General features: G+C 31.3%; 21 protein-coding genes and 8 tRNA genes. 25 read left to right on the plus strand and 4 right to left on the minus strand.

Annotated features, from left to right (window positions below; all coding sequences use genetic code 11):
- Positions 1-163: 163 nt before the first annotated feature.
- Both AC5LAX_RS08570 and AC5LAX_RS08575 read left to right on the plus strand, forming a co-directional pair.
- Positions 164-907, plus strand: coding sequence for a carboxymuconolactone decarboxylase family protein (locus AC5LAX_RS08570; RefSeq protein WP_288908806.1), 744 nt, complete (start codon positions 164-166; stop codon positions 905-907).
- A 17-nt stretch (positions 908-924) separates the two neighbouring features.
- Entirely contained in the window at positions 925-1,749 is an 825-nt protein-coding gene (locus AC5LAX_RS08575) for an SDR family oxidoreductase (protein WP_288908807.1), read from the plus strand.
- A 43-nt stretch (positions 1,750-1,792) separates the two neighbouring features.
- Here the strand turns inward: AC5LAX_RS08575 and AC5LAX_RS08580 are convergent, their stop codons facing one another.
- Complete coding sequence (locus AC5LAX_RS08580) at positions 1,793-2,197, minus strand: MerR family transcriptional regulator (RefSeq protein WP_288908808.1); 405 nt, start codon at positions 2,195-2,197, stop codon at positions 1,793-1,795.
- 95 nt (positions 2,198-2,292) lie between these two features.
- Here AC5LAX_RS08580 and AC5LAX_RS08585 point away from each other — a divergent pair, with 95 nt between their 5' ends.
- The 4 genes from AC5LAX_RS08585 to AC5LAX_RS08600 are packed head-to-tail and all read left to right on the plus strand — an operon-like array spanning position 2,293 to position 5,565.
- The gene (locus AC5LAX_RS08585; RefSeq protein WP_288908809.1) at positions 2,293-3,369 is read left to right on the plus strand and encodes an alpha/beta hydrolase; all 1,077 of its coding nucleotides are present in this window, start codon (positions 2,293-2,295) and stop codon (positions 3,367-3,369) included.
- Between the two features lie 19 nt (positions 3,370-3,388).
- Entirely contained in the window at positions 3,389-4,021 is a 633-nt protein-coding gene (locus AC5LAX_RS08590) for a flavodoxin family protein (RefSeq protein WP_288908811.1), read from the plus strand.
- Between the two features lie 31 nt (positions 4,022-4,052).
- On the plus strand, positions 4,053-4,703 hold the full coding sequence (locus tag AC5LAX_RS08595; protein WP_288908812.1) for a flavodoxin: 651 nt from the start codon (positions 4,053-4,055) through the stop codon (positions 4,701-4,703).
- A 19-nt stretch (positions 4,704-4,722) separates the two neighbouring features.
- The gene (locus tag AC5LAX_RS08600) at positions 4,723-5,565 is read left to right on the plus strand and encodes an aldo/keto reductase (RefSeq protein ID WP_270517626.1); all 843 of its coding nucleotides are present in this window, start codon (positions 4,723-4,725) and stop codon (positions 5,563-5,565) included.
- Between the two features lie 127 nt (positions 5,566-5,692).
- On the opposite strand, the gene AC5LAX_RS08605 is transcribed toward AC5LAX_RS08600, so the two are convergent.
- Positions 5,693-6,637, minus strand: coding sequence for an alpha/beta hydrolase (locus AC5LAX_RS08605; RefSeq protein ID WP_288908813.1), 945 nt, complete (start codon positions 6,635-6,637; stop codon positions 5,693-5,695).
- Between the two features lie 132 nt (positions 6,638-6,769).
- A complete protein-coding gene (locus AC5LAX_RS08610) occupies positions 6,770-10,993 on the minus strand; it encodes a 2-hydroxyacyl-CoA dehydratase (protein WP_288908814.1) in 4,224 nt (1,407 codons plus the stop codon).
- A gap of 455 nt (positions 10,994-11,448) precedes the next feature.
- Between AC5LAX_RS08610 and AC5LAX_RS08615 the strand changes: the two genes are divergently transcribed.
- The 9 genes from AC5LAX_RS08615 to AC5LAX_RS08655 all read left to right on the plus strand — a co-directional run bounded on the left by AC5LAX_RS08615 (position 11,449) and on the right by AC5LAX_RS08655 (position 13,799).
- A tRNA-Asp gene (locus AC5LAX_RS08615) sits at positions 11,449-11,525 on the plus strand.
- Positions 11,526-11,528: 3 nt separating this feature from the next.
- A tRNA-Phe gene (locus tag AC5LAX_RS08620) sits at positions 11,529-11,604 on the plus strand.
- A gap of 12 nt (positions 11,605-11,616) precedes the next feature.
- Positions 11,617-11,692, plus strand: a tRNA-Thr gene (locus AC5LAX_RS08625).
- A 6-nt stretch (positions 11,693-11,698) separates the two neighbouring features.
- Positions 11,699-11,772 (plus strand) — tRNA-Gly (locus AC5LAX_RS08630).
- 98 nt (positions 11,773-11,870) lie between these two features.
- Positions 11,871-11,959: transfer RNA gene (locus AC5LAX_RS08635), tRNA-Leu, on the plus strand.
- Between the two features lie 29 nt (positions 11,960-11,988).
- Positions 11,989-12,075, plus strand: a tRNA-Leu gene (locus AC5LAX_RS08640).
- A gap of 13 nt (positions 12,076-12,088) precedes the next feature.
- Positions 12,089-12,174, plus strand: a tRNA-Leu gene (locus AC5LAX_RS08645).
- Between the two features lie 69 nt (positions 12,175-12,243).
- A tRNA-Glu gene (locus AC5LAX_RS08650) sits at positions 12,244-12,318 on the plus strand.
- 308 nt (positions 12,319-12,626) lie between these two features.
- Complete coding sequence (locus tag AC5LAX_RS08655; protein WP_118205007.1) at positions 12,627-13,799, plus strand: SAM-dependent methyltransferase; 1,173 nt, start codon at positions 12,627-12,629, stop codon at positions 13,797-13,799.
- Between the two features lie 73 nt (positions 13,800-13,872).
- On the opposite strand, the gene AC5LAX_RS08660 is transcribed toward AC5LAX_RS08655, so the two are convergent.
- The gene (locus AC5LAX_RS08660) at positions 13,873-14,940 is read right to left on the minus strand and encodes a DUF362 domain-containing protein (RefSeq protein WP_288908815.1); all 1,068 of its coding nucleotides are present in this window, start codon (positions 14,938-14,940) and stop codon (positions 13,873-13,875) included.
- A 115-nt stretch (positions 14,941-15,055) separates the two neighbouring features.
- Here AC5LAX_RS08660 and bioB point away from each other — a divergent pair, with 115 nt between their 5' ends.
- From bioB to AC5LAX_RS08710, 10 genes are all read left to right on the plus strand, one after another.
- On the plus strand, positions 15,056-16,015 hold the full coding sequence (gene bioB, locus AC5LAX_RS08665) for a biotin synthase BioB (RefSeq protein ID WP_288908816.1): 960 nt from the start codon (positions 15,056-15,058) through the stop codon (positions 16,013-16,015).
- Between the two features lie 166 nt (positions 16,016-16,181).
- Positions 16,182-17,525 (plus strand): anaerobic C4-dicarboxylate transporter, encoded by a 1,344-nt coding sequence (locus AC5LAX_RS08670; RefSeq protein WP_288908817.1) that lies wholly within the window; start codon positions 16,182-16,184, stop codon positions 17,523-17,525.
- 141 nt (positions 17,526-17,666) lie between these two features.
- Positions 17,667-18,509: a MurR/RpiR family transcriptional regulator gene (locus AC5LAX_RS08675; RefSeq protein WP_117585573.1), complete on the plus strand. Its 843-nt coding sequence runs from the start codon at positions 17,667-17,669 to the stop codon at positions 18,507-18,509.
- A gap of 248 nt (positions 18,510-18,757) precedes the next feature.
- Positions 18,758-20,065, plus strand: coding sequence for a PTS sugar transporter subunit IIC (locus AC5LAX_RS08680; RefSeq protein WP_288908818.1), 1,308 nt, complete (start codon positions 18,758-18,760; stop codon positions 20,063-20,065).
- 64 nt (positions 20,066-20,129) lie between these two features.
- Entirely contained in the window at positions 20,130-21,596 is a 1,467-nt protein-coding gene (locus AC5LAX_RS08685) for an S-layer homology domain-containing protein (protein ID WP_288908819.1), read from the plus strand.
- Between the two features lie 48 nt (positions 21,597-21,644).
- Positions 21,645-21,947 (plus strand): PTS sugar transporter subunit IIB, encoded by a 303-nt coding sequence (locus AC5LAX_RS08690; RefSeq protein ID WP_008538815.1) that lies wholly within the window; start codon positions 21,645-21,647, stop codon positions 21,945-21,947.
- Between the two features lie 13 nt (positions 21,948-21,960).
- Positions 21,961-22,272, plus strand: a complete 312-nt coding sequence (locus AC5LAX_RS08695; RefSeq protein ID WP_018999966.1) for a PTS lactose/cellobiose transporter subunit IIA — start codon at positions 21,961-21,963, stop codon at positions 22,270-22,272.
- Between the two features lie 11 nt (positions 22,273-22,283).
- Positions 22,284-23,708 (plus strand): 6-phospho-beta-glucosidase, encoded by a 1,425-nt coding sequence (locus AC5LAX_RS08700; RefSeq protein ID WP_288908820.1) that lies wholly within the window; start codon positions 22,284-22,286, stop codon positions 23,706-23,708.
- 17 nt (positions 23,709-23,725) lie between these two features.
- Positions 23,726-24,511 (plus strand): beta-glucanase, encoded by a 786-nt coding sequence (gene bglS, locus AC5LAX_RS08705; RefSeq protein ID WP_018999964.1) that lies wholly within the window; start codon positions 23,726-23,728, stop codon positions 24,509-24,511.
- 14 nt (positions 24,512-24,525) lie between these two features.
- Positions 24,526-26,298 (plus strand): glycoside hydrolase family 9 protein, encoded by a 1,773-nt coding sequence (locus AC5LAX_RS08710; RefSeq protein ID WP_288908821.1) that lies wholly within the window; start codon positions 24,526-24,528, stop codon positions 26,296-26,298.
- The last annotated feature ends 181 nt before the right edge of the window (positions 26,299-26,479 follow it).

Raw genomic sequence — 26,479 nt, forward strand, 5'->3', positions numbered from 1 at the left:
GGAAGGTTGGGGCATCAACCTTCTTTGGAGAGATATAGTAAGACCTGCTATTTTAGTAGGCAAGTATCGTTTGTATCCAAGAATTCCCTGCCTTTAGGCATGGGGAGTATGTCAATTAAAGTTCTATAATAATAAAAAAATACATAAGAAAAGAGTGATTTTTATGGATAACGGAGAAAAATATCAGGATAAATTATTAAATGATAAAGCTATATTATTTAGTGAAACAGACCCAGATTTTGCAAAGTTTTTTGCTGATTTTGCTTTTGATGATGTTATTAATCAAAATGATTTAGATGATAAAACTCGCATGATGGCTATACTTGCTACATTGATTGGTTGTCAGGGCAGAAAAGCTTTTGAAAGTATATTGCCAGATAGTTTGAAGATGAATGTTACACCTGTAGAAATAAAAGAAATAATTTATCAAGCTGTAGCTTATCTAGGAATAGGCAGAGTAGCTGATTTTTTAGAGATTGCAAATGATTGTTTTAAATCTTTAAATATCAATTTACCATTTGAAGCACAATCAACAACTACAAGACAGACTAGATTAGAAAAAGGTATACAAGCTCAAGTTGATATCTTTGGCGAAAATATGAAAGATTTTTGGAAATCCGGAGATAGTGAAACTAGACATATAAATCGTTGGCTTGCAGAAAATTGTTTCGGTGATTATTACACTCGCAAAGGTTTAGATTTAAAACAAAGAGAGATGATAACTTTTTGTTTTATCTTGGCACAAGGCGGTTGTGAAAATCAATTGACAGCACATATTCAAGGTAATTTAAATGTTGGCAATGATAAAGAATTTTTATTAAAAGTTTTAACTCAATGTTTGCCGTATATTGGTTATCCTAGAAGTTTAAATGCCCTAGCTTGTATAAAAAAAGTTTGTGATAAATAAGGAAAGAAGATTTTTTGATGAGAGATGTTTTATTATTAGTAGGCGCAGGTCAAATAGGTATGGCTATCGCTAGACGTATTGGCTTTGATAAAAAAATAATAATTGGTGATAAAAATTTAGATAATGCTAAAAAAATAGCAGATATTATGTATAATGCTGGTTTTGATGTAAATTATTTAGAAGTAGATTTAGCAGATAGAATATCTATTAAGAATTATATACAGGAAGCTCAAAAATATGGTCAAATAGGAATACTTATAAATGCAGCCGGTGTATCACCTAGTCAAGCTTCTATAGAAACTATTTTAAAAGTAGATTTATATGGAACAGCTGTGTTATTAGAAGAAGTCGGAAAAGTAATCAAACCATATGGCACAGGCGTAACGATTTCTAGTCAATCAGGTCATCGCATGGAAGCTTTAGGTAATGAAATTGATGAACAATTAGCAATTACTGATTGTGAAGATTTATTATCTTTATCTGTTTTACAAGCAGAAAATATAAAAGACAATTTACATGCTTATCAATTAGCAAAACGTTGTAATGTAAAAAGAGTTATGGCAGAAGCTGTAAAATGGGGTAAGAAAAAAGCTCGTATAAATTCAATTTCTCCGGGAATTATAGTTACTCCACTTGCTATAGATGAATTTAACGGTAAAAGAGGTGCTTTTTATAAAAATATGTTTGCCAAAGCACCAGTAGGACGACCAGGTACAGCAGATGAAGTGGCAAATGTAGCAGAATTATTGATGAGTGAAAAAGGTAGTTTTATTACAGGCGCAGATTTCTTAGTTGATGGCGGAGCTACAGCAGCATATTTTTATGGCGATTTAAATAAATAAAGATAAAAGAAAAGGAACTTAGTTTTAAGTTCCTTTTTTTATATTAATTATTATCATCAATTTTTATTAAATCACTTTTATAAGGAATTTTTCCAGATAATACATCTTGATAAAATTTATTTTTATAATCAATATATGCTAAATGCTCATTTAATTGAGATAACTTTAAAAGTAAAAATTCTTTTTGTTTAGCTAGCATTTTCATGCGTTGAGGTATAGTATTTTGTCCTTCTAAGCATAGAGCTATATATTCTTTTATCAATTTTATGCTTATACCACATTGTTTTAAACAATTTAAGTTGTTAATCCAACGAATATTATGTTCATCAAATATGCGATAGTTATTTTTATCTCGTTTAATATTGGGAACAAGACCTTCATTACAATAATATTTTAAGGTTTCATAAGATAAATTTGTAAGTTTACAAGCTTCTTTCATTGTATACATAATACTACCTCCTATAAGTATTGACCGGTAGTAACTACCGAAGAGTATGCTTTTAGTATAGCAATAAGATATAAAAAAAGAAAGAAGTTGTTATAATGAATTGGCGGAAAATATGTATATGTACATTGATGACTACAAATATATTTATTAGTAGTGCTGGAGCTATGGATAAATCAGTAACTATTGTAGACCAAGGTAGTTTTTTTGCTGGCGGCACAGTAATACAAGCAGAGGGTAATAGAGATTTTTATAAACCAACAAAACCAGAAGGGCAAACTTTACATGGTGATCATGCATATGTTTTTTATCAAAAACCTCAAAATGCACATAAATATCCATTAGTATTTTTACATGGTGCAGGTCAATCTTCTAAGACATGGGAATCTACACCAGATGGTAGAGATGGTTTTCAAAATATATTTTTAAGTAAAGGATATAGTGTTTATTTGGTAGACCAGCCTCGTAGAGGAAAAGCTGGACAATCAACCGTAGCAGGTAATATATCAGCACAGCCTAATGATCAATTGTGGTATGATAATTTTCGTTTAGGTAAATATCCTAATTTATATAAAGATGTACAATTCCCAAAAGACCAAGAAAGTTTAAATCAGTTTTTTAGACAGATGACACCAGATACAGGTGCTTATGATAAAGATGTTATCAGTGATGCAGTAGCTAAAGTATTTGATAAATCTGGTGATGGAATATTAATTACACATTCACAAGGCGGAGAACCAGGTTGGTTTACAGCAATAAAAACAGATAAAGTAAAAGCTATTGTAGCTTATGAACCAGGGAGTGGATTTGTTTTTCCAGAAGGAGAAGAGCCAGAACCAATACAAACAACAAGTCCATTTGGTGCATTAAAAGCAAATACTATTCCTTTAAAAGATTTTATGAAATTAACGAAAATACCTATTGTAATTTATTATGGTGATAATATAGCAACTGAACCTACTGATGAATGGAATAAAGATAATTGGAGAATTCGTTTACAAATGGCTAGATTATGGGCAGAAGCCATAAATCGTCATGGAGGCGATGCAGAGGTTGTTTATTTACCTGATTTAAATATAAGAGGTAATACACATTTTATGTTTGCAGATTTGAATAACAAAGATATTGCTAATTTAATGGAAGCATGGTTAAAAGAAAAGTCTTTAGATAAATAATAAAAGGAAGCGAGTTTTTATGAAAGTATTATTAGTAAATGGAAGTCCACATAAACAAGGGTGCACTTATACTGCATTAAATGAAGTAGCGAAATCTTTAAATGAAAATGATATAGATACAAAAATATTTTGGATTGGCAATAAGCCTATAGGTGGATGTATAGCTTGTAAGTCTTGTGTTACTAAAGGAAAATGTATTTTTAATGATATTGTAAATGAATTTTTAGATATAGCAATAAATTATGATGGTTTTATCTTTGGTACTCCTGTACATTGGGGAGCTATGGCAGGTAATATGGCTTCTTTTATGGATAGAGTTTTTTATGCAGATTTTTGTAGTAATAAGCAAAGTTTTTTGTTGAAACCAACAGCAGGTGTGATTTCAGCAAGAAGAGCAGGTACTACAGCTACTTTTGATCAGATTAATAAGTATTTTGCTTTAATGCAAATGCCAATAATTTCTTCTCGCTATTGGAATATTGTTCATGGTACGAATGCGCAAGAAGTACAAATGGATATAGAGGGTATGCAAGTTATGAGAATTTTAGGAAAAAATATGGCATACTTTTTAAAATGTAAAAAATTAGCTACAGAAATGGGATTGAAATTACCACAACAAGAAAAAGTAAATTTCACAAATTTTATTAGATAGAATAATTTCTTGTGAGAATAGGGGTCTTTTTATGAAAAAGATAATATTGATATTATGTAGTATATTAGTGAGCCTATCTTTAATGGGTTGTATGGATAAAAATTCTACATTTATTGAACAAGAAAATAATTCTGCAAGAGTTGATACTAATCAAAATGCATCAAAAAGCTTAGTAGTATATTTTTCACGTGCTGGTGAAAATTCTAGTGTAGGAAATATTGAAAAAGGAAATACAGAAATTATTGCTGAGATGATAGCTCAGGAAACAAATGCAGATTTATTTAAGATAGAGCCAGTGGAAGATTATCCAGTAACATATGATGAATGTGTGGCATTGGCCAAACAGGAGAAAGAAAGTAATGCTAGACCAGAAATAAAAGGTGATATAGATATAGATAAATATGATGTAATATTTGTGGGATATCCAATTTGGTGGAGCGATATGCCAATGCCTGTGTATACTTTTTTGGAAGCACATCAATATGAAGGAAAAACAATTATACCATTTTGTACGCATGAAGGCAGTGGTTTAGCTAATACTGAAAATTATTTGCGTAATGTTTGTAAAGGCGCAGAAGTTTTAAATGGTCTAGCTATAAGAGGAAGAATTGCTCAAAATGAACAGGAAAAGGCAAAAGAAGAAGTTGAAAATTGGTTAAAAGAGATAAATATTATAAAATAGGTAGAATGGGAGTATTTGTATGGAATATGTAGTCTTAAATAATGGATTAAAAATGCCTAAATTGGGATTAGGTGTATATCAAATAACAGATGAGTTTGAATGTAGAAATACTGTAGAAAGTGCGTTAGATATAGGTTATAGATTAATTGATACAGCACAGGCATATCATAATGAAAAATTTGTAGGAGATGCGATAAAACAAAGTAATATTCCACGTGAAGAATTATTTATCACAACTAAATTATGGTTAGCTGATACAGGATATAAATCAACAATAAAAGCTTTTGAAAATTCTTTGAAGAAATTAGGATTAGATTATTTAGATTTATATTTAATACATCAACCTATAGGGGATTATTATGGTTCTTGGAAAGCTATGGAAGAATTATATGAACAAGGACTGATTAAAGCTATAGGTGTGGCTAATTTTATGCCTGATAGATTGATGGATTTAATTTGTAATAATAAAATTTTGCCGGCAATAGACCAAGTAGAAGTTAATCCATTTTGCCAAAGACAAATAGATGAAATTATGATGAAAGAAAAAAATGTACAAATGCAAAGTTGGGGTCCTTTTGCTGAAGGTAGAAATAATATTTTTCAAAATGAAGTTTTACAAAAAATAGCTGATAAATATCAAAAATCTATAGCACAAATTATTTTACGTTGGTTATTACAAAGAAATATTGTATGTATACCAAAATCTGTAAGAATAGAACGCTTAAAAGAGAATTTTAATGTATTTGATTTTAAATTATCTAATGAAGATATGAATTTAATATCAACATTAGATACTAAAAAAAGTTGTTTCTTTAGTCATTATGATCCTAAGATAATAGAATGGCTTTGCTCCATGAAATAAGAAAAATAATAAATTTAGAAGTAGAAATAAAAAATATATAATATGTAAAGCAAAAGCTCTTTGATTAAAAATTAATCAAAGAGCTTTTTTGTTAGTGAATAAAAAGGATTTATAAAATTTTTAGATTTTATTTAAGGTTATTTTTGAAGAATAATTCTAATTTATCAAATGGTATTTTATCAATTTTGTCATATAAATCAATGTGTTCAGCATCATCTACAACATATAATTCTTTAGGTTCAGAGGCTTTATTAAATGCTTCTTCACTGAAAAATTTAGAATGAGCTCTATCGCCAACAATAAATAATATTGGACGAGGAGAAATTTCATCAAGATAATCAAGTAAATGATAATTCATAAAAGCAAGATTACTAGTTGTAGTAAAGCCACCTAAAGCATTGATATGATGTCCTCTCTTTAGAGCGTAAAAACGGAACCATTCAGATGTTGGTTCTGTTAAATCTTCAGGAACTTTTTCAAGTGGTTTATCTGGAAAATATGGAATGTATTCAGGATAGCCATTTTGAGCATCGATCCATCTTTGTTTAGATAATTTTTCTTTAGTAGCTTGAATAGTTTCTTTATCCATACCTAGGCGAGAAGCTACAGTCATATCATACATTGAAGCTGTAGCCACAACTTTTATACGTGTATCCATCTGTGTTGCAGATAAAGCAAAACCACCAGAACCACAAATGCCGATAGCTCCAATTTGCTCACGATTTACAAATGGTAAAAGTCCTAAATAGTCTACACCTGCACTGAAGTTTTCCGTAAAAATATCAGGGGAAGAGACATGACGAGGATATCCTTCGGATTCACCCATAAAGCAAGGATCAAATGTTAAAACGATAAATCCACGTTTTGCAAGTTCGTTAGCATAAATACAAGGCCCTTGTTCTTTAACACCACCATAGGGAGCACCTACGATTAAAGCTGGATATTGTTTGTTTTTATCTAAATCTTTTAGATGATATAAATCTCCAGCTAGAGTAAAACCATAGCGATTTTTATAAAAGACAGAAGTACGCTCAATATTATCGCTTAATGGGGCAATATAATGTTTAGACATAATGAGACCTCCATTACAAATTATTTATATTTTAATTATAAAACTTGGAGTTTACTTCAAGTCAATGCAAAAAAAGAAGAACTGTATCTTTGAAAATACAGTTCTTATTATTAATTACTTTATCAAATGTTTTTATAGAGCTTTATGGTCTTGCTCAGCGATTTTTTCTTTAGCTACAGAAAGCATTAATTTTATACGATTTAACTGATTTACTTCACTGATACCAGCATCACAGTCAATAGCTACGATATTTACACCATCATGTGTACGCATGAGTTCACGTATCATACCTTTTCCTGTGATATGGTTTGGCAAGCAACCAAATGGTTGTAAACAAATGATATTATCTACACCTTCTTGGATTAATTTTGCCATTTCACCAGTTAAGAACCAACCTTCACCAGCCATATTACCTAAAGAAACATGAGGTTTAGTTAAATTAGCTATTTCTTTAATTGTATATGGAGCGGTGAAACGCTTGCTAGCACGAAGTGCTTTACGCATAGGTTTGCGGAAAAATTCAAGTACTTTGATGAAGATTTCGGATTTAGCTTTATCTATCCATTTACCATCGAGCATTTTATATTTTACGATATCATCATATGCCATGTACATGAAGAAATCCATTAAATCAGGTGTTACAACTTCAGCACCTTCATCAAAGAGAATTTTTTCTACATGATTATTAGCTGTTGGGTGATATTTAACAAGAATTTCGCCAACGATACCTACTTTTGGTTTTATCACATCTTCATTGAGAGCAATTTCATCAAATTCTTTTACAGCTTTTTTGATATTATTGCTGAATTTAATATAATTGCCATTAGTGATTTCGTCCATGAAGATTTTACGCCATTTATTATATAAGACATCAACAGAGCCAGCTACTTTTTCATAAGGTCTTGTTCTATTGGATAAGCGAATTAATAAGTCAGCGTAAATAGTAGCTTTGACAACATCAAGCCAGATTTCTGTTTTTAATTTGAAATCATCTGTTTCACGACCAACACAAGCAAATACAGGAACTTGGCTTAAGCCGGCATTTTCTAAAGCTTTACGCATTAAATTTAAATAGTTTGTAGCACGGCAAGCACCACATGTTTGGAAAAGCATGATGGAAGTATTATTCACATCATATTCGCCTGATTTTAATGCTTTTAATAATTGACCGATGACTACGATTGCAGGATAGCACATATCATTATTGACATAGCGTAGACCTAAATCAATATCTTCTTGTGTAGGCATTGGCGGAATGACGATTTTCATACCAGATTTTTTACAAGCATGTTGAATGAAATCAAAATGTTTAGGGGACATTTGCGGTGCCAAGATAGTATGTTCTTCTTGACATTCTTTGCTGAAATAAGCACGTTGTTTTGGCGGTTCAATTTCGTCAATTTGGGCAAAGCCATATTTCCATGCAGCCATGAGGGAACGAATACGTATACGAGCTGCACCAAGGTTACTTACTTCATCTAATTTTATCATGGTATAGATATCGCCATGTTGTTCTAAGATTTCACGTACTTGACCAGTAGTGATAGCATCAAGACCACAACCAAAGGAACTGAATTGAATTAAAGTCATTTCTTTATGGCGAGCTACATAACTAGCAGCATGATACAATCTAGCATGATAGCTCCATTGGTTTACGATATCTAAGCTATCTTCTGGGCAATCTAAATGATAAAGAGCATCTTCAGATAAAATTGCAATGCCGTAAGATTGAATCATTTCAGGAATACCATGATTGATTTCAGGGTCAACATGGTATGGTCTACCAGCTAAAACGACAATTGGCATTTTTTTATCAGTAGCTTCTTTGATGATGTTTTCACCATAGTTGCGAATGTCTTCTTTATATTTATCTAATTCTTGATAACTTTTTTCTACAGCTTCGATTAAGTCTTTTTTAGGAATATTTAAAGAAGATAACTCTTCTTGTAAACGTTTAATCAGAGCTTTTTTATTATTTATTGGTAAGAATGGTTGAAGGAAGTTTATATTTTTCTGGCGGAGAATATCCATATTAGCGCGGATATTTTCAGCATAAGAAGCGACAATAGGACAGTTATAATTGTTATCGGAGGCGTGAAGAGGGTCTTTCATATTATAAGGAATACATGGATAAAAGATAGTAGTTATACCTTTTTCAATTAAATCCATGATATGACCATGTACTAATTTTCCTGGATAACATAAAGAGTCAGAAGGAATAGTAGACATACCTTTACAATATAACTGAGCTGAAGATTTGCCAGATAATACTACTTCATAACCTAATAAAGTGAAGAAAGTAAACCAGAATGGAAAATCTTCATACATATTGAGTACACGTGGAATACCTATGCGTCCTTTTGGCGCATTGAGAAGTGGTTTATAGTATTCAAATAAACGATGATATTTATATTTATAAATATTAGGTGCTTTATCTTCTTTAGCCACTTGTTTGCCAATGCCTTTTTCACAGCGATTTCCTGTAGAATAGCGATTGCCATCAGGGAAAATTTGTGTTGTGATTAGACAGTTATTACCACAGCCATGACAGCGGTAAGTTTTTGTTTCCATATGGAAATCTTTTAATTCTTCTTTGGTTAAAATAGAAGATTTTTCTTGTTGACGTTCTATAGCTAAAAGTGCAATACCATAAGCACCCATTAAACCAGAGATATCTGGACGGATTACATTTTTATTTAACAATAATTCCATAGAACGAAGTACAGCATCATTATAGAATGTACCACCTTGAACTACGATATTATCGCCAAGTTCAGATACATCTTTGACTTGGATTACTTTAAATAAAGCATTTTTGATAACGGAAAGAGCTATACCAGCAGAAATATCATTTACAGAAGCTCCTTCTTTTTGGGCTTGTTTTACACGAGAATTCATGAAAACAGTACAACGAGTACCTAAATCTACTGGATTTTTAGCAGTTAAGCCTTTATTAGCAAAATCGCTGACTTCCATATTTAAGCCTTGAGCGAAGTTTTGAATGAAAGAACCACAGCCAGCAGAGCAAGCTTCATTTAAAATGATTTGTCCGATATTGCCTTTATTTACATAGAAGCATTTCATATCTTGTCCACCGATATCTAGAACGCAAGATACATCAGGACAAAATTCACGAGCTGCACGTAAATGAGCAAAAGTTTCTACTTCACCAAAATCTGCATGAAGAGCAGCTTTGACGATATGTTCTCCATAGCCAGTCGTACCAACTGTAGCAATATAAGCATTAGGAGGAAGAATTTCATATAGAGCTTTTACCTTGTCTAATGCTGTTTTTAGAGGTGAGCCATGATTGCTACCATAAGAAGAATAGAGAATTTCGTGGTCTTTACCAATAGCGACTAATTTTGTAGTAGTAGAACCAGCATCAATACCTATGTATAGTGGTCCTTGGTAATCTGATAATGAAGCTTTTTTTACAACATCTTTATTATGACGTTGTTTAAATTCATTATATTCTTGTTCATTTTTAAATAATGTAAAGGCTACAGATTCAGTTTCTGTGGATGATTTACTGCAATTATCTAAGCGTTGCATTAATTCATCATATGTCATTTCGATTGCATTATCGCTTAATGCGCAACCCATAGCAACAAAGTAACAACCATCATCAACATTGACAATATGTTCATCAGTTAATTTTAAAGTTTTAATGAAACGCTCTTTTAATTGAGTTAAGAAATATAAAGGTCCACCTAAAAAGGCTACATTACCTTTAAGAGGACGACCTTGTGCTAGGTTACCGATAGTTTGATTAACTACAGCTTGTAAGATAGAAAGAGCAATATCGGCTTTAGAAACACCATCATTTAATAATGCTTGAACATCTGTTTTAGCAAAAACACCACAACGAGAGGCAATAGTATAAATTTGTGTGCCTTTTTGAGCTAATTCATTTAAGCCCATAGCATCAGTATTTAAAAGTGAAGCCATATGGTCAATAAATGAACCTGTACCACCTGCACAAACACCATTCATACGTTGTTCTGGTGCAGAGCCAAAATAAGTGATTTTAGCATCTTCACCGCCTAATTCTACAGCTACATCAGTTTGCGGTATCCAATTTTTAACAGCTTTAGAGCAAGCAATTACTTCTTGAACGAAAGGCATGTTTAAATTGTTAGCCATACCCATACCAGCAGAGCCAGTTATTGCACAGGTAAATTTATGATTTTTTAATGTATCTGATAATAAAATCATATTATCGTGCATGGATTTATAGATTTCTGATAAATGACGCATGTATTTCTTATAAACTACTTGATTATCTTTGTCTAAGACAACTAATTTTATAGTAGTAGAACCGATATCAATACCAAGTTTATATGAAAAATTCAAGATAACACCACCTATAAAATATATATTTATTAATACTTTAGAAATTAGAAATATAAGCTTTAAATAGTTATTATTGTGCATATGTATTATATCATAGAATAAAAAAATTACCAAAATGAATAGTATTCACTTTTGAGGATTTTTTTATTGATTTTAGAAAAAAAGAATGAATTTTTTAGTTGAAATTGAATAGAAAAGTAAAATTAAATAGAAATAAGTGCTGAAAATGAAGATTTTATTTTTAAAATGAAATTATAAAATAAATTTTACTATATTTATAATAAGGAAGTTTTTTGCTGAAAAATAATGGGGTTTAATCTGGAAAAATAAAAACGATAACTTTTTTAAATTTTTTTCAAAAAAAGTGTTGACAAAATGGTTTTAAAATAATATACTATAGAAGCTGGCTCGTGAGACAGCAACTCACAGAGAAAAACAGCAATAAAGGTTAAGATGGCCCGGTAGTTTAGTTGGTTAGAATGCCGCCCTGTCACGGCGGAGGTCAGGGGTTCAAGTCCCCTTCGGGTCGCCATTTGCCTCGGTAGCTCAGTCGGTAGAGCAGGGGACTGAAAATCCCCGTGTCAGTGGTTCGATTCCGCTCTGAGGCACCATTTCAATAACATGCTGGTGTAGCTCAATTGGCAGAGCAGCTGACTTGTAATCAGCAGGTTGGGGGTTCGATTCCTCTCGCCAGCTCCATGAAATGCGGGTGTAGCTCAATGGTAGAGCCCTAGCCTTCCAAGCTAGTTACGTGGGTTCGATTCCCATCACCCGCTCCATCAAAAAAGTTTGAAAAACTTTAAAAAAGTTCTTGACAAGAACAAAACGATATGGTAACATATTAAATGTTCTCGACGAGAACAAAGAAGTGAATAATGCCGGGGTGGCGGAACTGGCAGACGCACGGGACTTAAAATCCCGCGGTTAGTGATAACCGTACCGGTTCGATTCCGGTCCTCGGCACCAATCACCATCATTTGTTATTTTTGCCCTTTGCGGTCGTGGCGAAATGGCAGACGCGCTAGCTTCAGGCGCTAGTGGGGGGATACCTCATGGTGGTTCAAATCCACTCGGCCGCACCATTAAAGAGTATATGCGGTTGTGGCGGAATTGGCAGACGCGCTACTTTGAGGGGGTAGTGATCAATGGTCGTATGGGTTCAAGTCCCATCAACCGCACCATTAATTTAAAGAATGAACTGATACCAATGTGATATCAGCTTTTTTTATGTCTGTAGAAAAATTAAATATGGCGCGTTGGTCAAGTGGTTAAGACACCGCCCTTTCACGGCGGTTTCATGGGTTCGAATCCCATACGCGTCACCATGGTTATTCAACTCTTAATAAAGAGTTTTTATATAGATTTAAGAATGCTTTTTAAAGTCCAGATTAAAAATCTAGATTTTAAAAAGCATTTTTTTATTGTTAAAAACAAACTTAAAATTTTTTTATCAAACTTATTAGATTTTATCTAATTGACAATAGTTATAGACAGGTATAGTATAAGTGTAAAGTTAACTAATCAAATATTTATATATTAGTAACTTAAAAATAATACTATTTGTGAAATTTTAAACTACTAATTTATATTAGTAGTTTATAGTTTTTTATGAAGGATATTGAGAGGTGCTATTATGTTTGATAAATTAGAAGAAAAGGCTATGGTTCATTTTTTTAATAAATTTGATAAAAATCCATTTCTTTTAAAATTTAAAGATAATCAATATTTAGTAGGTAAAGGTGAACCAACTTTTGTAGTGGACTTTAAAAAGACAATACCTATAATAGATTTACTTAATAGTACGTCTATCGCTTTAGGTGAAGCTTATATGAATGGAGATTTAACCATTGAAGGAAATTTATATGATGCTTTAATTCATTTTTTAGGTCAAATGGATAAATTTTCTTTAAATGAAACTTTGCTAGATAAAATAATTCATCCATCTAATTCTAAAGAAAGTCAAGAAAAGCAAGTTCAATCTCATTATGATATAGGTAATGATTTTTATAAATTATGGTTAGACGAAACAATGAGTTATTCTTGTGCTTATTTTAAAAATGAAGATGATACTTTATATCAAGCACAAGTGAATAAAGTGGATTATATTTTATCGAAATTATATTTAAAAGAAGGCATGAGCCTATTAGATATTGGCTGTGGTTGGGGCTTTTTACTCATCGAAGCTGCTAAAAAATATAAGGTAAAAGGTACGGGTATTACTTTAAGTCGTGAACAATATAAAGAATTTAAATCGCGTATACAAAAAGAACATTTAGAAGATTATTTAACAGTTGAATTGATGGATTATCGAGATTTACCAAAATGGGGAAAAACTTTTGATAGGGTTGTTAGTGTAGGTATGCTAGAACATGTTGGCAGGGAAAATTATCAGCTATTCAATGATTGTGTAAATGCAGTATTAAAAGATAAAGGTTTGTATTTATTGCATTTCATCAGTCAATTAAAAGAGATGGAAACTGATAGTTGGATGAAAAAATACATTTTCCCAGGTGGAGTCATACCAAGTCTTAGAGAAATTGTTTCTAGTATGGGAAATGATGATTTCCATATTCTCGATATTGAAAATTTGCGTCGCCATTATGAAAAAACTTTACTTTGTTGGGCAGATAATTTTCATAATCATTTAGATAAAATCAGTGGAATGTTTGATGAAAAATTTATTCGCATGTGGGATTTATATTTAAATGCCTGTGCAGCAAATTTCCATGTAGGTGGTATAGATTTACATCAAATTTTAGTTACTAAAGGCGTAAATAATGAATTACCATTAACAAGATGGTATTGATATATTAATATAATAAAAAAGAAGCTCTATAAGTTATTTGTAGTATTTAACTTATAGAGCTTTTATTTATTCTTTATGCATTTTGATTATTACAAATGAACTCTTTTAGAAATTCATAAGTTTTTTGAGGGCTTGGTGGGCAACCTCTAACATAATTTTCAAATTTGCTAGTGCAACGACCTATGCCAATGCCATTTTCGCTAAATTCTCGCCAACCTTGACCAATGAATAATTTTGTAGGTAATTTATCAAGTAAATTATCTTTATCTAATAAGGAGAGTGCTTGCAGTAAATTTTGATAACATTGCTCACAAGGGCTAGAAGTATTGATATGAGAGGCTAATTTTGAATTATTATCACAAGTAACAGTATTATCTATTAAATTAATGATATTAGCTTTATTGATGTCAGCACAGCCGATATTTAATTTAGAAGCTAGTTCAATATATTCGATATCAAATGGTTTATAGCCTAGATTTTGAGCATAATAAGCATCGGCTAATAAATTATCTATAGTAGCATACATATGCTTATCTGCTTGGATATCAGATAAACTATCTATTTCTACTAATGTGAAGTTAGCTTTAATTAAATAATTCAAAAAGCAGATTGCTTTATAAAAATTGTCTGTAGTGAATAAAGAGCGATTTTGGGTGTGCAAGATATTTTGCATAGCCTGCAATGCATTGTGCAGTATAGTTTTTTCATTTGGTGAAGAAGTAACTAAATTAATAAAAAAGTCGGCATTGATGACTTTATCTATTAATTTATATTCGATACCACCAATGGTTTTTGTAGTGTAATCTTTATCCTTAAGACCATATACAGGAATGTTTAATTTATCTACAATTTTATCGTATTTACAAGTTATTAATAATTGTTCTAAATCATCATCAATTAAAGAACCTAATACAAGATTGATATTAGTAAAATTATTGTCTTGTAGGTATTTGATTATTGTAGTTAAGATTACTGGAGAAGTAGAGTATAGTGTATTATTGATATATTTTATATCAGGTTTAATAATAATTGTACTGTTTTTATTAGGGATAAATTCTTCTAATTTAGAATTAGATAATAAGTTAAAAGTGATTTCATAGAGATTTGCACCATGTGTTTGTAAAATATCTGTTGAGTTCATAGAATTCCTTTCTTAAATGATTATATAATTTGTTAACCTAAAATTTTTAAAAGTTGACATTATATAAATATAATGGTTTAATTATATTTATATAAAAGATTTAAGGTGATAACAAATGAATTGTGTAAATGATTTAAAAGAAAAAATACTAAATGGTTATAAAATTAATAAACAGGAAGCTTTAGATTTAGTGAAAGCTCCATTAGATGAATTATCTACAGCCGCTGATGAAATAAGGAAATATTTCTGTGGTAATGATTTTGATATTTGCACTATTATTAATGGAAAATCTGGTAGATGTTCCGAGGATTGTAAATATTGTGCACAGTCAGCTCATTATACTACAAAAATAGAAACTTATCCATTATTAAATACGAAGCCTATTTTAGAAGAAGCACAGTATAATTATAGCAAAGGTGTAGCACGTTATGCAGTAGTAACTTCAGGCAAGAGATTAAGTGATGAAGAAATAGATAAATTGGCAAATTCTTTAGATGAAGTACATAAAAAATGCAAAATAAAATTATGTGTTTCTGGTGGTTTATTAAATGAAGCTCAATTTAAAAAATTAAATGATGTGGGCGTAGAAAGAATTCATAACAATTTAGAAACCTCAAGAAATCATTTTGATAAAGTTTGTACTACGCACACTTTTGAAGATAAAGTAGAAGCAATAAAGGCAGCGCAAAGAGCAGGTATGAGTGTTTGTAGTGGTGGTATCATGGGAATAGGTGAAACCATGGAAGATAGAATAGATATGGCTTTAGAAATACGAGATTTAAATGTGAATTCTGTGCCTATAAATCGTCTAAATCCTATACCAGGAACACCATATGAGCATAATAAGCCACTTACTGATGAAGATATGCAAAGAATTGTAGCTATTTATCGTTTTATTTTACCGGATTTATTTATTCGTCTAGCTGGTGGTAGAGGATTATTTACAGATAAAGGTAAAGCTTGTTTGCAGTCAGGAGCCAATGCTGTTATTTCTGGTGATATGCTCACAACAAGTGGCATTTCTATTGATACAGATATGAAGATGATACAAGAATTAGGTTTTAAAATAGTATAATTATTTTAAAAATATATAGGGCAATTAAATTTGCCCTATATATAAAAAATATTATACAATAAAAATTTTTTATGTTATAATATTAACCGGACTAAATTGTATAAATAATCTATTATTTCAGAATAGGTATTTAGTATGATGTATACAAAATGAAAGGAGTTTTTGTATGGAAATTTTAGGATTTATAGTTCTTATTGCCTGTCTTGTTATTGGTGTTCGTTTTGGCGGCTTAGGATTAGCTGCTGTATCCGGTATTGGTTTGACCTTCTTTGTATTTGTTGTTGGTTTAGTACCAGGAAAACCACCAATTGATGTAATGCTCACAATTATGGCGGTAGTTACTTGTTCGGGATTTTTGCAAGCATCAAAAGGGCTTGATGTAATGCTCAAATACGCTGAAAAATTATTGCGTAAAAACCCAAAACAAATAACTGTACTTGCTCCAATTACTACATGGTTTTTAACTGTTCTCTGCGGTACTGGTCATGTAGTATATACTATGTTCCCAATTATTTATGATATTGCTATCAAACAAAATATCAGACCAGAAAGACCAATGGCAGCAGCATCTGTTGCTTCTCAGATGGGGATTTGTGCTTCTCCTGCTTCAGTAGCTGTAGTATCTATGGTGGCAATGCTTGCAGGGACAACTCATCCATTAGGTGTGGTACAAATTTTAATGGTTTCTATTCCAGCTACGTTCTGCGGTGTTTTAGTAACAGGCTTATGGAGCTTAAAAAGAGGTAAAGATTTAGCAAAAGATGAAATTTTCCAGGCTAAATTAAGAGATCCAGAACAAAGAGCTTATATCTATGAAGAACAAGCTCAAAATAATGCTGAAGTAAAATTACCAGCTAGTGCTTATAAAGCTACATTTATCTTTTTATTAGGTATCGTTGTAATCGCTTTATTTGGTAGTTTCCCAAAAGAATTGTTACCACTTGTACCAAATGCTAAAGGTGCATGGGTACCACTTTCTATGACACCAACAATTCAGCTTTGTATGTTGGTTATTGCAGCACTTATTTTACTTATTTGCAAAGTTAAAGTTAGTGATGTAACAAATGGTTCTGTTTTTAAATCAGGTATGGTAGCTATTGTTTCTGTATATGGTGTAGCATGGATGGCAGAAACTTATTTCGGTGCATATTTACCAAAATTCAAAGAAACATTGGGACAGATTGTTTTAGATTATCCTTGGACTTATGCAATTGTTTTATTCTTAATATCTAAATTGGTAAATTCTCAGGCAGCAGCATTAGCTATTGTAGTGCCTATGGCATTAAGTGTAGGTGTTGACCCACTTATTATCATTTCATTTATTTCTGCTTGCTATGGCTATTTCTTCTTACCAACTTATCCATCAGATTTGGCTTGCATTGGTTTTGACCGTTCTGGAACAACAAGAATTGGTAGATTTGTAATCAATCATAGCTTTATCATTCCAGGTTTTATTGGTATCACAGTTGGTTGTTGTGTAGGTTATGTAATAACACATCTTTTATATTGATAATTTAATTAATGAAATAAAAAATCCTAGAGTTTATGCTCTAGGATTTTTTGATTATAAATTTTATTGACTATAATTTTAAATAATATTAATATATAAGCTATATTTTGATAAATATAAATAAAGATTGGAGGGTTTTATGTGACCAATTTAATAAAAATATTACAAGAACAAAAAGATTTTTCTGAAACAGAAATAATGATTGCAACATATTTATTAGCAAATTTTAGGAAATTAGCTGGAATGTCAACTAGACAATTGGGTAAAAATACGTATACAAATTCAGCTGCTATTGTGCGTTTTAGTCAAAAATTAGGTTTTAGTGGATATACAGAATTTAGAGTTCAATTTTTAGCTGAAATGATGCAATATATCAATCATCCAAAAGGTGAAGAACTTGTTGTATCAACTAAAGATAGTATACATTCATTAATTGATAAAGTAACAGCTATTGAAATTGATACATTAAAAGAAACAAGGAATATGCTTAATCCAGAAGATTTTTTAAAAGTTCTAAATCTTTTTATAAAATCTAAACATATTGATTTTTATGCTATGGATAATAATTTAGATATAGCAAGAATTGCTTCAGCTGGTTTTATCATGGCTAATAAATGCTCAAGTATACATTCTCCAATGACTATGCAATATTTACAGGCAACTAGTGCTTCAAAAGATCACTTGGGATTTATCATAAGTCGTACAGGGAATAATCGTATGTTATTAGATATTGCTCGTTTATTAAAACTACGAGGAATTTCCTTTATTTTGATTACAGCATCACCTAATTCAGAAATAGCTAGTTTAGCAGATGTAGTTTTTTCTGTAGCAAGTGTGAAGCAAATGGAAGAATTAGGACCTAGAGTTTTTCTTTTAGGTGCAAAATATGTTACAGACATAATGTTTACCATGCTTATGACGCGTTTAGATTATCATGAATCTCAACAAAAAGAACAATGGTTAAATAAACATTTTCGTTATTAAGATGAAAATAAAAACTGCTTATTTTGATGTAGATAACATTTAAAATAAGCAGTTTTTTTATTGTTATTTTGATTATTTTCAAACAATTCGTATCATTGCTACAAGTGAAAAAAGGTTTTTTTATATGATATTGTATCATTGTTTCGTATTAGCCAATATCTATTGAAACAGTATTTTGTTAATGATATATTAAAATCGCCTTAAGGAAAATTTAAAAAATTATGTATAAGAAAAGGAGAGAATTCTAAATGGATAAACAAAAACTTTTTGATAGCTTTATCGAAGTTATGAGCAAGTTTGCACAAATACGTGCTGTAGTAGCATTACGTGATGGTTTTATTATGACTACACCATTTACTATTTGTGGTTCAGTATTTTTGTTGATTGCAAACTTACCAATTCCTGGATATGGAGAATTTATGGCATCCATATTTGGTAATGATTGGACAGCACCATTTAATGCTGTAGCGGGTGGTACATTTAATGTATTAGCTTTAATTGTTGTAGTCGCAATTACATACAAATTTGTAGGCAATGAAGGTTGCGATGCTAGTATGGCATCTATATTAGCTTTATCAACATTGTTAATATTAATGCCACCATCATTAGTAACTGAAAATGGTCAATTAGTAGGAGATATTATACCAAAAGCTTGGGTTGGTAGTAATGGTGTTATAACAGCAATTATTATAGCTTTTTTTGTATCATATGTTTTCTGTTATTGTGAAAAAAATAATGTTGGTATAAAAATGCCAGATTCTGTACCACAAGGTGTAGCAAGAGCTTTTACTGCGTTAGTACCTGGTATGATATTTTTTACAGTAGCTTCTGTTTTATACGGACTTTGTCATTATCTTGGAGCTATTACATTACCAGAATTAATCTTTAAAATTATTCAGACACCATTGCAAGGACTTTCTGATACATTGGCTGGTGGCTCAGTGATTGTTGCTTTACAGGGCATTTTGTTTTGGGCTGGTGTTCATGGACCAAATGTTGTCGGTGGTGTAGTAAGTCCATTATTGATAGCAAATTCTTTAGATAATCAGCATCTTATAGATATAGGTATGTCTCTTATAAATAATCCAGAAGCTAAAATTATAACTGCTCAAGTCAATGATGTATTTGTAAAAAGTGGCGGTTGTGGTTTGACATTAGGACTTTTATTATCAGGTATATTTACTGTTAAATCTCAACAAATGAAATCTTTGTTGAAAATGGCATTTGTGCCAGGTTTATTTAATATAAATGAACCTCTTATTTTTGGTTTGCCAATTGTATTTAATCCATATTTACTCGTTCCATTTGTGTTAGTACCTTTAATAGCATTATTTGTAACATATTTTTCAATCAGTATGGGCTTTATGTCTCCTTTTAGTGCCGTTCAAGTACCATGGACAACACCTCCAATAATTGCAGGATTTTTACTTAATGGTTGGCAAGGTGCTGTTGTACAGATAATAAACTTAGCTATTTCTACAGCAATATATTTTCCATTTGTACGAGCACAAGATAAAGCATTATTAAAAGAAGAACAAGGTGAAAAAGAAGAATAATTATTAAATTATTTTTTGAGAGATTGTATATTAGAGAGAATTAATTTTGGGGGCGAATGTATTGATGCTATTAAAGAAAAATAAAGCGTTAGCTATTTCTATGGGAATATTTTTAGGATTAACAGGTACATCTTTTGCGCAATCAACATCTGATGCAGATAAAGTTTCTTCAGAAAATAAAGTTAGTGTTACTGATAATGAAAATATAAATGCAAATGTAAATAGTTTTAGTGATGTTCCTAAAGGTCATTGGGCTTATGAAGCACTTGATTATTTAGCTCAACATGGTGTCATTGAAGGTTATAAAGATGGAACATTTCAGGGAAATCGAACAATGACACGTTATGAAATGGCAAGTATAGTGGCTAATGCTATGAAATCAGATAAAGGAGATATAGGAGATAAAGCTGTATTAAATCAATTAAAAGAAGAATTTAGCGAAGATTTGAAGCAAATGCAATCACAAATTGATAAAAATACATCCGATATTTCCAAATTAAAAGAAGACACAGAACGTTTTAAAATTAGTGGTTTTGGTAGAGTATCTTGGGATAATGACAATATCAAAGGTTATAATGACCAAAATGATAATAATCGTTTTTATCTTGATTTAAAAGGTAAATTTAAAGTTAATGATGATTGGAATTTTAATTTTGAAAGCGAAACAAATCAACGTTATGCTCGATATGTAACATCCGCTGGTGATGTAAAATATCATGAAGGTCATGGTGATGAGGACGGTGTAATTCAGCGTATTTGGGCAGAAGGTAATATTGATAAATTGCATGTTGATGTAGGTCGTAGATGGCGCGGTTTAGGTTTTCAAAATGTATTATTGGGTAATGAAACAGACGGTATCGTGCTTGATTATCCTTTAGATAATAACGGTTTAAAAGCATTAGCATTTTATCAAAAACCAACTGATGCAGGTTATGATTTTGCTATGTACGGATTAGGCGTACAAGGTCCTGTTTCTGATAATTTACAAATTAATTTAGCATATGCCCAACTAGATATTGATAAAAATGAATCTCCAGGATATGACCCATATAATGGAAATGTTCCGTTAGTAAATACTTTTGGTTCACATGGATTGGTATTGAGTGCAATGTGGAATCCGATGAAAAATATCACACTTATTGGTGATTATGTGCTTACAAATGCTGAAAAAGAACGTGTAGCTGAATGGGCTTCAGATGGAACGCAACATATTTTTGATATTGATGAAAATACAAGTAAATCTATTCGTTTGAATTATCGTTGGACTAACTTAAATGATCCAGGTTCTTTCCAACTTTATACACGTTGGTTTGACTATGGTCGTCATGGAAATATTATGGGTGATGAAGAATGGGGCTTATTGAAACCAGGCTCTAAAGGATGGGTATTTGGTTTTAAATATGTACCAGCCAAAAATATAGAATGGGAAACAATGTATGAAATTGCTGATATGTATAGTGGTATTTATGGAGAAAAAGATCAGCAATATAAACGTGATTTCATTCGTACACAAGTAGATTTCTATTTTTGATAAATAATATTTTAAATATAATTTTATAAGTAAAAGGAGTAATTTATTATGAAAAAGATTGTTTTATTATGTGCATCTGGTATGTCTACAAGTATGTTAGTAAAAAAAATGCAGGAAGCAGCAAAAGCTGAAAATTATGATTGTGAAATAGCTGCCTATTCAGCAGCAGAAGCAGTGGAAAAAGCTTCAGATGCTGATGTAGTATTACTTGGTCCACAAATTCGTTTTTCTAAAGACAAAATTGCAAAAGAATTACCAGGTGTACCTGTTGATGCTATTGAAATGCGTATGTATGGTCGTATGGATGGTAAAGGTGCTTTAGCATTTGCTAAAAGTTTAATGAAAGACTAAGGGAGAGTAAGTAATGGAAGGTTTAGAATTAATAGCATTCGAGATTATTTCTTCTGTGGGAACAGCACGTAGTTGTTATATAGAAGCAATTAGTGAAGCTAAAAAAGGTAATTATGAAAAAGCAGAAGAATTAATTGCCGAAGGTGAAAAAGTATTTATTGAAGGTCATGATAAACACAATGAATTATTGCAAAAAGAAGCATCTGGTGATAATGTAGTCAATTTATTGATTTTACATGCAGAAGACCAATTGATGAGTGCAGAAGGTTTTAAAATTATCGCACAAGAATTTATAGATGTTTATCGTAAAATAAACGTAAAATAAGGAGAATAAAAATGGGATTTCCAAAAGGTTTTTTATGGGGTGGCGCAGTAGCTGCCCACCAACTTGAAGGCGGTTGGCAAGAAGGCGGAAAAGGAATTAGCGTAGCTGATGTAATGACTTTGGGTGGACCAAATAAACCTAGAGAAATTACAGATGGTATTGTTCCAGGAAAGATTTATCCAAATCATGAAGCTATAGATTTTTATCATCATTATGAAGAAGATATCGCATTGCTTGCTAAAATGGGATTTAAATGTTTTCGTACAAGTATTGCATGGACACGTATCTTTCCTAATGGTGATGAAGTTGAAGCAAACGAAGCTGGTTTAAAATTTTATGATGATCTTTTTGATACACTTCATCGTTATGGAATGGAACCAATTGTTACTTTATCTCATTTTGAAATGCCATATAATTTAGTAACTAAATATGGCGGATGGCGTAATCGTAAATTAGTAGATTTCTTTGTACGTTTTGCAGTTACTGTTTTTAAACGTTATAAAGATAAAGTTAAATATTGGATGACATTTAATGAAATTAATAATCAAAGAGATGTAAATACTGAATTTACAGCATTTACAAATTCAGGTGTACTTTATAAAGATGGTGAAAATAGATATGAGGTTTTATATCAAGTAGCTCATCATGAATTTGTGGCATCTGCATTAGCTGTTATTGAAGGTCATAAAATTAATCCAGATTTTCAAATTGGTTGTATGTTAGCAATGTCTCCAGTATATCCAGCAACTTGTAAACCAATGGACCAAATGGCAGCATTGAAAGAGATGGATCGTACATTTGTTTTCTCAGATGTACAATGCAGAGGACATTATCCAATGTATATATTAAAAGAATGGGAAAATAAAGGTTATAATATTAAAATTGAAAATGGCGATTTTGATATTTTAGAACGCGGAAAAGTAGATTATTTTGCTTTGTCATATTACATGAGTTTTGTCAGTGAATATGATCCTGAAGGTAAAGAACATATGGGGAAAGAAGTTAAAAATCCATATGTAAAAGCTTCTGATTGGGGTTGGCAAATTGATCCAGTTGGATTACGTTATATGTTAAACGTGATTTCTGAACGTTATGAATTACCAATGATGATTGTTGAAAACGGAATTGGTTTACATGAATATCCAGATGAAACAGGTGTAGTGCAAGATGATACACGTATAAAATATTTTTCTGAACATATTGCTGAGATGAAAAAAGCTGTAGATGAAGATGGTGTTACACTCATGGGATATTGTCCTTGGGGACCTATTGACCTCGTATCAGCAAGTACAGGTGAAATGGAAAAAAGATATGGATTTATTTATGTAGATAAAAATAATCAAGGAAAAGGTACATTAAAACGCGTACCGAAAAAATCTTTTTATTGGTATCAAAAAGTAATTAAAACGAATGGCGAAGATTATTCTATTGAATAAGTGAAGGAGTGTAGTTTATGAGTTTAAAGAAAAAAGCTATTGTTAGTACAATGCTTATGGCATTATCCATTACACCAACAGTAATTCCAAATAGTATAGTAACACCATCTATTGTTATGGCAGCACCAGCTAGCGATGTAAAAGCAAGTGAAGCTTTTGAAGTGAATTTCCAAAATGGAATGCCAAAAGGATTTGAGGCTGCTGATGGATGGACAAATGGATATATGTTCAATGTAAATTGGCATAAAGAAAATGTTACATTTGATGGTGGAAACCTTCAATTAATTATTGATAAAGAAAAAAAAGCTGATAAAATACCATATTCTGGTGGAGAGTTTCGTAGTAAAGATTTCTACGGTTATGGAAAATATGAAGTATCAATGAAACCAATAAAAAATGATGGTGTAGTATCTTCTTTCTTCACGTATACTGGTCCATCTGATAATAATCCATGGGATGAAATTGATATAGAATTTTTAGGAAAAGATACAACAAAAGTTCAATTTAATTATTATCGTGATGGAAAAGGTGGACATGAATATTTATATGATTTAGGTTTTGATGCATCTGAAAGTTTCCATACTTATGGCTTTGAATGGCATAAAGATAAAATTATTTGGTTTGTTGATGGTAAAGAAGTATATCGTTTGGAAGGAACAACAATTCCAGTAACAAAATCTAAACTTATGATGAATGCTTGGTGTGGAACAGGTGTAGATGAATGGTTGAATGCATTTGATGATAAAAATTTACCTGTAAAAGCAGAATATCAATGGATAAAATATACTCCATTTACTGAATAAGGAGTTGTCTGATTATGTATAATAAGAAAAAACTCAGTCAAATTATTTTATCTGGATTAATGGCGGTAAGTTTTTCATCAATATCACTACCTATAGAAGCAGCTGATATGGGGCTACATGTTGACCAAGTAGGATATCTGCCAAATTATTCAAAAGTAGCAATGGTAACTGACTCTAATGATACTACTTTTGAAATAATTGATACAAAAGATAATAAAGTTGTATTTAAAGGAAATTTATCTGAACCTAAATATGATAAAATTTCTGAAGAAACTTTACGTAAAGCAGATTTTTCTTCTTTGAATGTACCAGGAACATATATTTTAAAAGTAGGTAATCGTGAATCATATGATTTCGTAATTGGTGATGATGTCTATGATGTACCTATGGTACAAAGTTGGCGTTCATATACTTTATCAAGAAGTAATACTGCTATAAATGATGATAAAGTTTCTGGACTAAAATTAGAAGGTGGACATAAGCAAGATAAAGAAGCTCGTGTCTATTTCTCTGATAAATTAAATAATAAAGGCGATAAAATAGATGTTAGTGGCGGTTGGTATGATGCAGGAGATTATGGTAAATATATAACAACAGGAGCATTAAGTAGTGCTGAATTATTGTTAGCATATGAAGCAAATCCCGACCATTTCACTAAAGGTCAATTGTTATTTCCAAAAGGCATAGAAAATAATACAAATATGCCAGATGTTTTATCAGAGGTAAAATTTGAACTTGACTGGATGGAAAAAATGCAACGTGAAGATGGCAGTACATTCCATAAAGTATCAGGTTTGACTTGGCCAGGATTTGATATTTCTCCAGATACAGATAAGCAAGATAGATATATTTTTAGTACAGCTACTTCTAGTTCAGCTATGTATGGTGCAAGTTTAGCAATAGCTTCACGTGTATATGAACAATATGATAAAGATTATGCTAAAAATTTAAAACAAAATGCTGAAGCTGTTTGGCAATATTTAGAAAAAAATCCTAAACCAATTTATCGTGTTGATGAAGGACAAGAAAATGGTTCAGGCCCATATAATAAAGATACAGATCTTGAAGAACGTTTATGGTTAGCTGCAGAAATGTTTAGAACAACAGGTGATGTTAAGTATGAATCTTATTTGAAGAAAGAGTCTAAACGTTTAACTGATAAACCAAGCTTTTTTACATGGGATGATACTTTAGCTTTAGCACAATTTGCATATGCTAAATCTAATAATGCAGATAAGCAACTTCAAAATAAAGTTATTAATGCTTTAATTAGTTATGCAGACGATATTTGTACAAGTATAAAAACAGATGGTTTTAATTGTTCTTTAAAAGAAAATGAATATACATGGGCTTCAACTAAAAATGCTTTGACTAAAGGTGATATTTTATTAATGGCATATCAAATTGAGCCAAAACAAGAATATTTAGAAGGAGCACTAGCACAAATTCATTATCTTTTTGGAAGAAATTCACTTGATAAGAGTTTTATGACTGGTGTAGGAGATAATCCACCATTACATCCACATAATCGTATCCATGAAAGCACAGGAGCTTATGTTTCAGGTCTTGTTGTCGGTGGACCAAATCATGTTATAGGTGGAGATCCAGACCAAACAGAATACTTGAATAGTGGAAATATTCCTATAGCAAAATCTTATCTTGACGTGGTAGGTTCTTGGTCTACAAATGAATATGCTATAGATTATATTTCATCTGCTGTTTATGCTTTATCTTGGTTTGCACAACCAGATTCAGTTAAGGTTGAAGATTTAAAATATAATAAGTAAATAAAAATTGCTTTCTAATTTAATTATTAGAAAGCAATTTTTTTATGCATATATTTATAAAACAAAAAAAGCTCCGATAAAATCGAAGCTTTAATCTACAAAATGGTGGGCAGGGATGGATTCGAACCATCGTAGCCTACGGCGACGGATTTACAGTCCGTTCCCTTTAACCACTCGGGCA

The sequence above is a fragment of the Megamonas sp. genome (assembly GCF_986095205.1).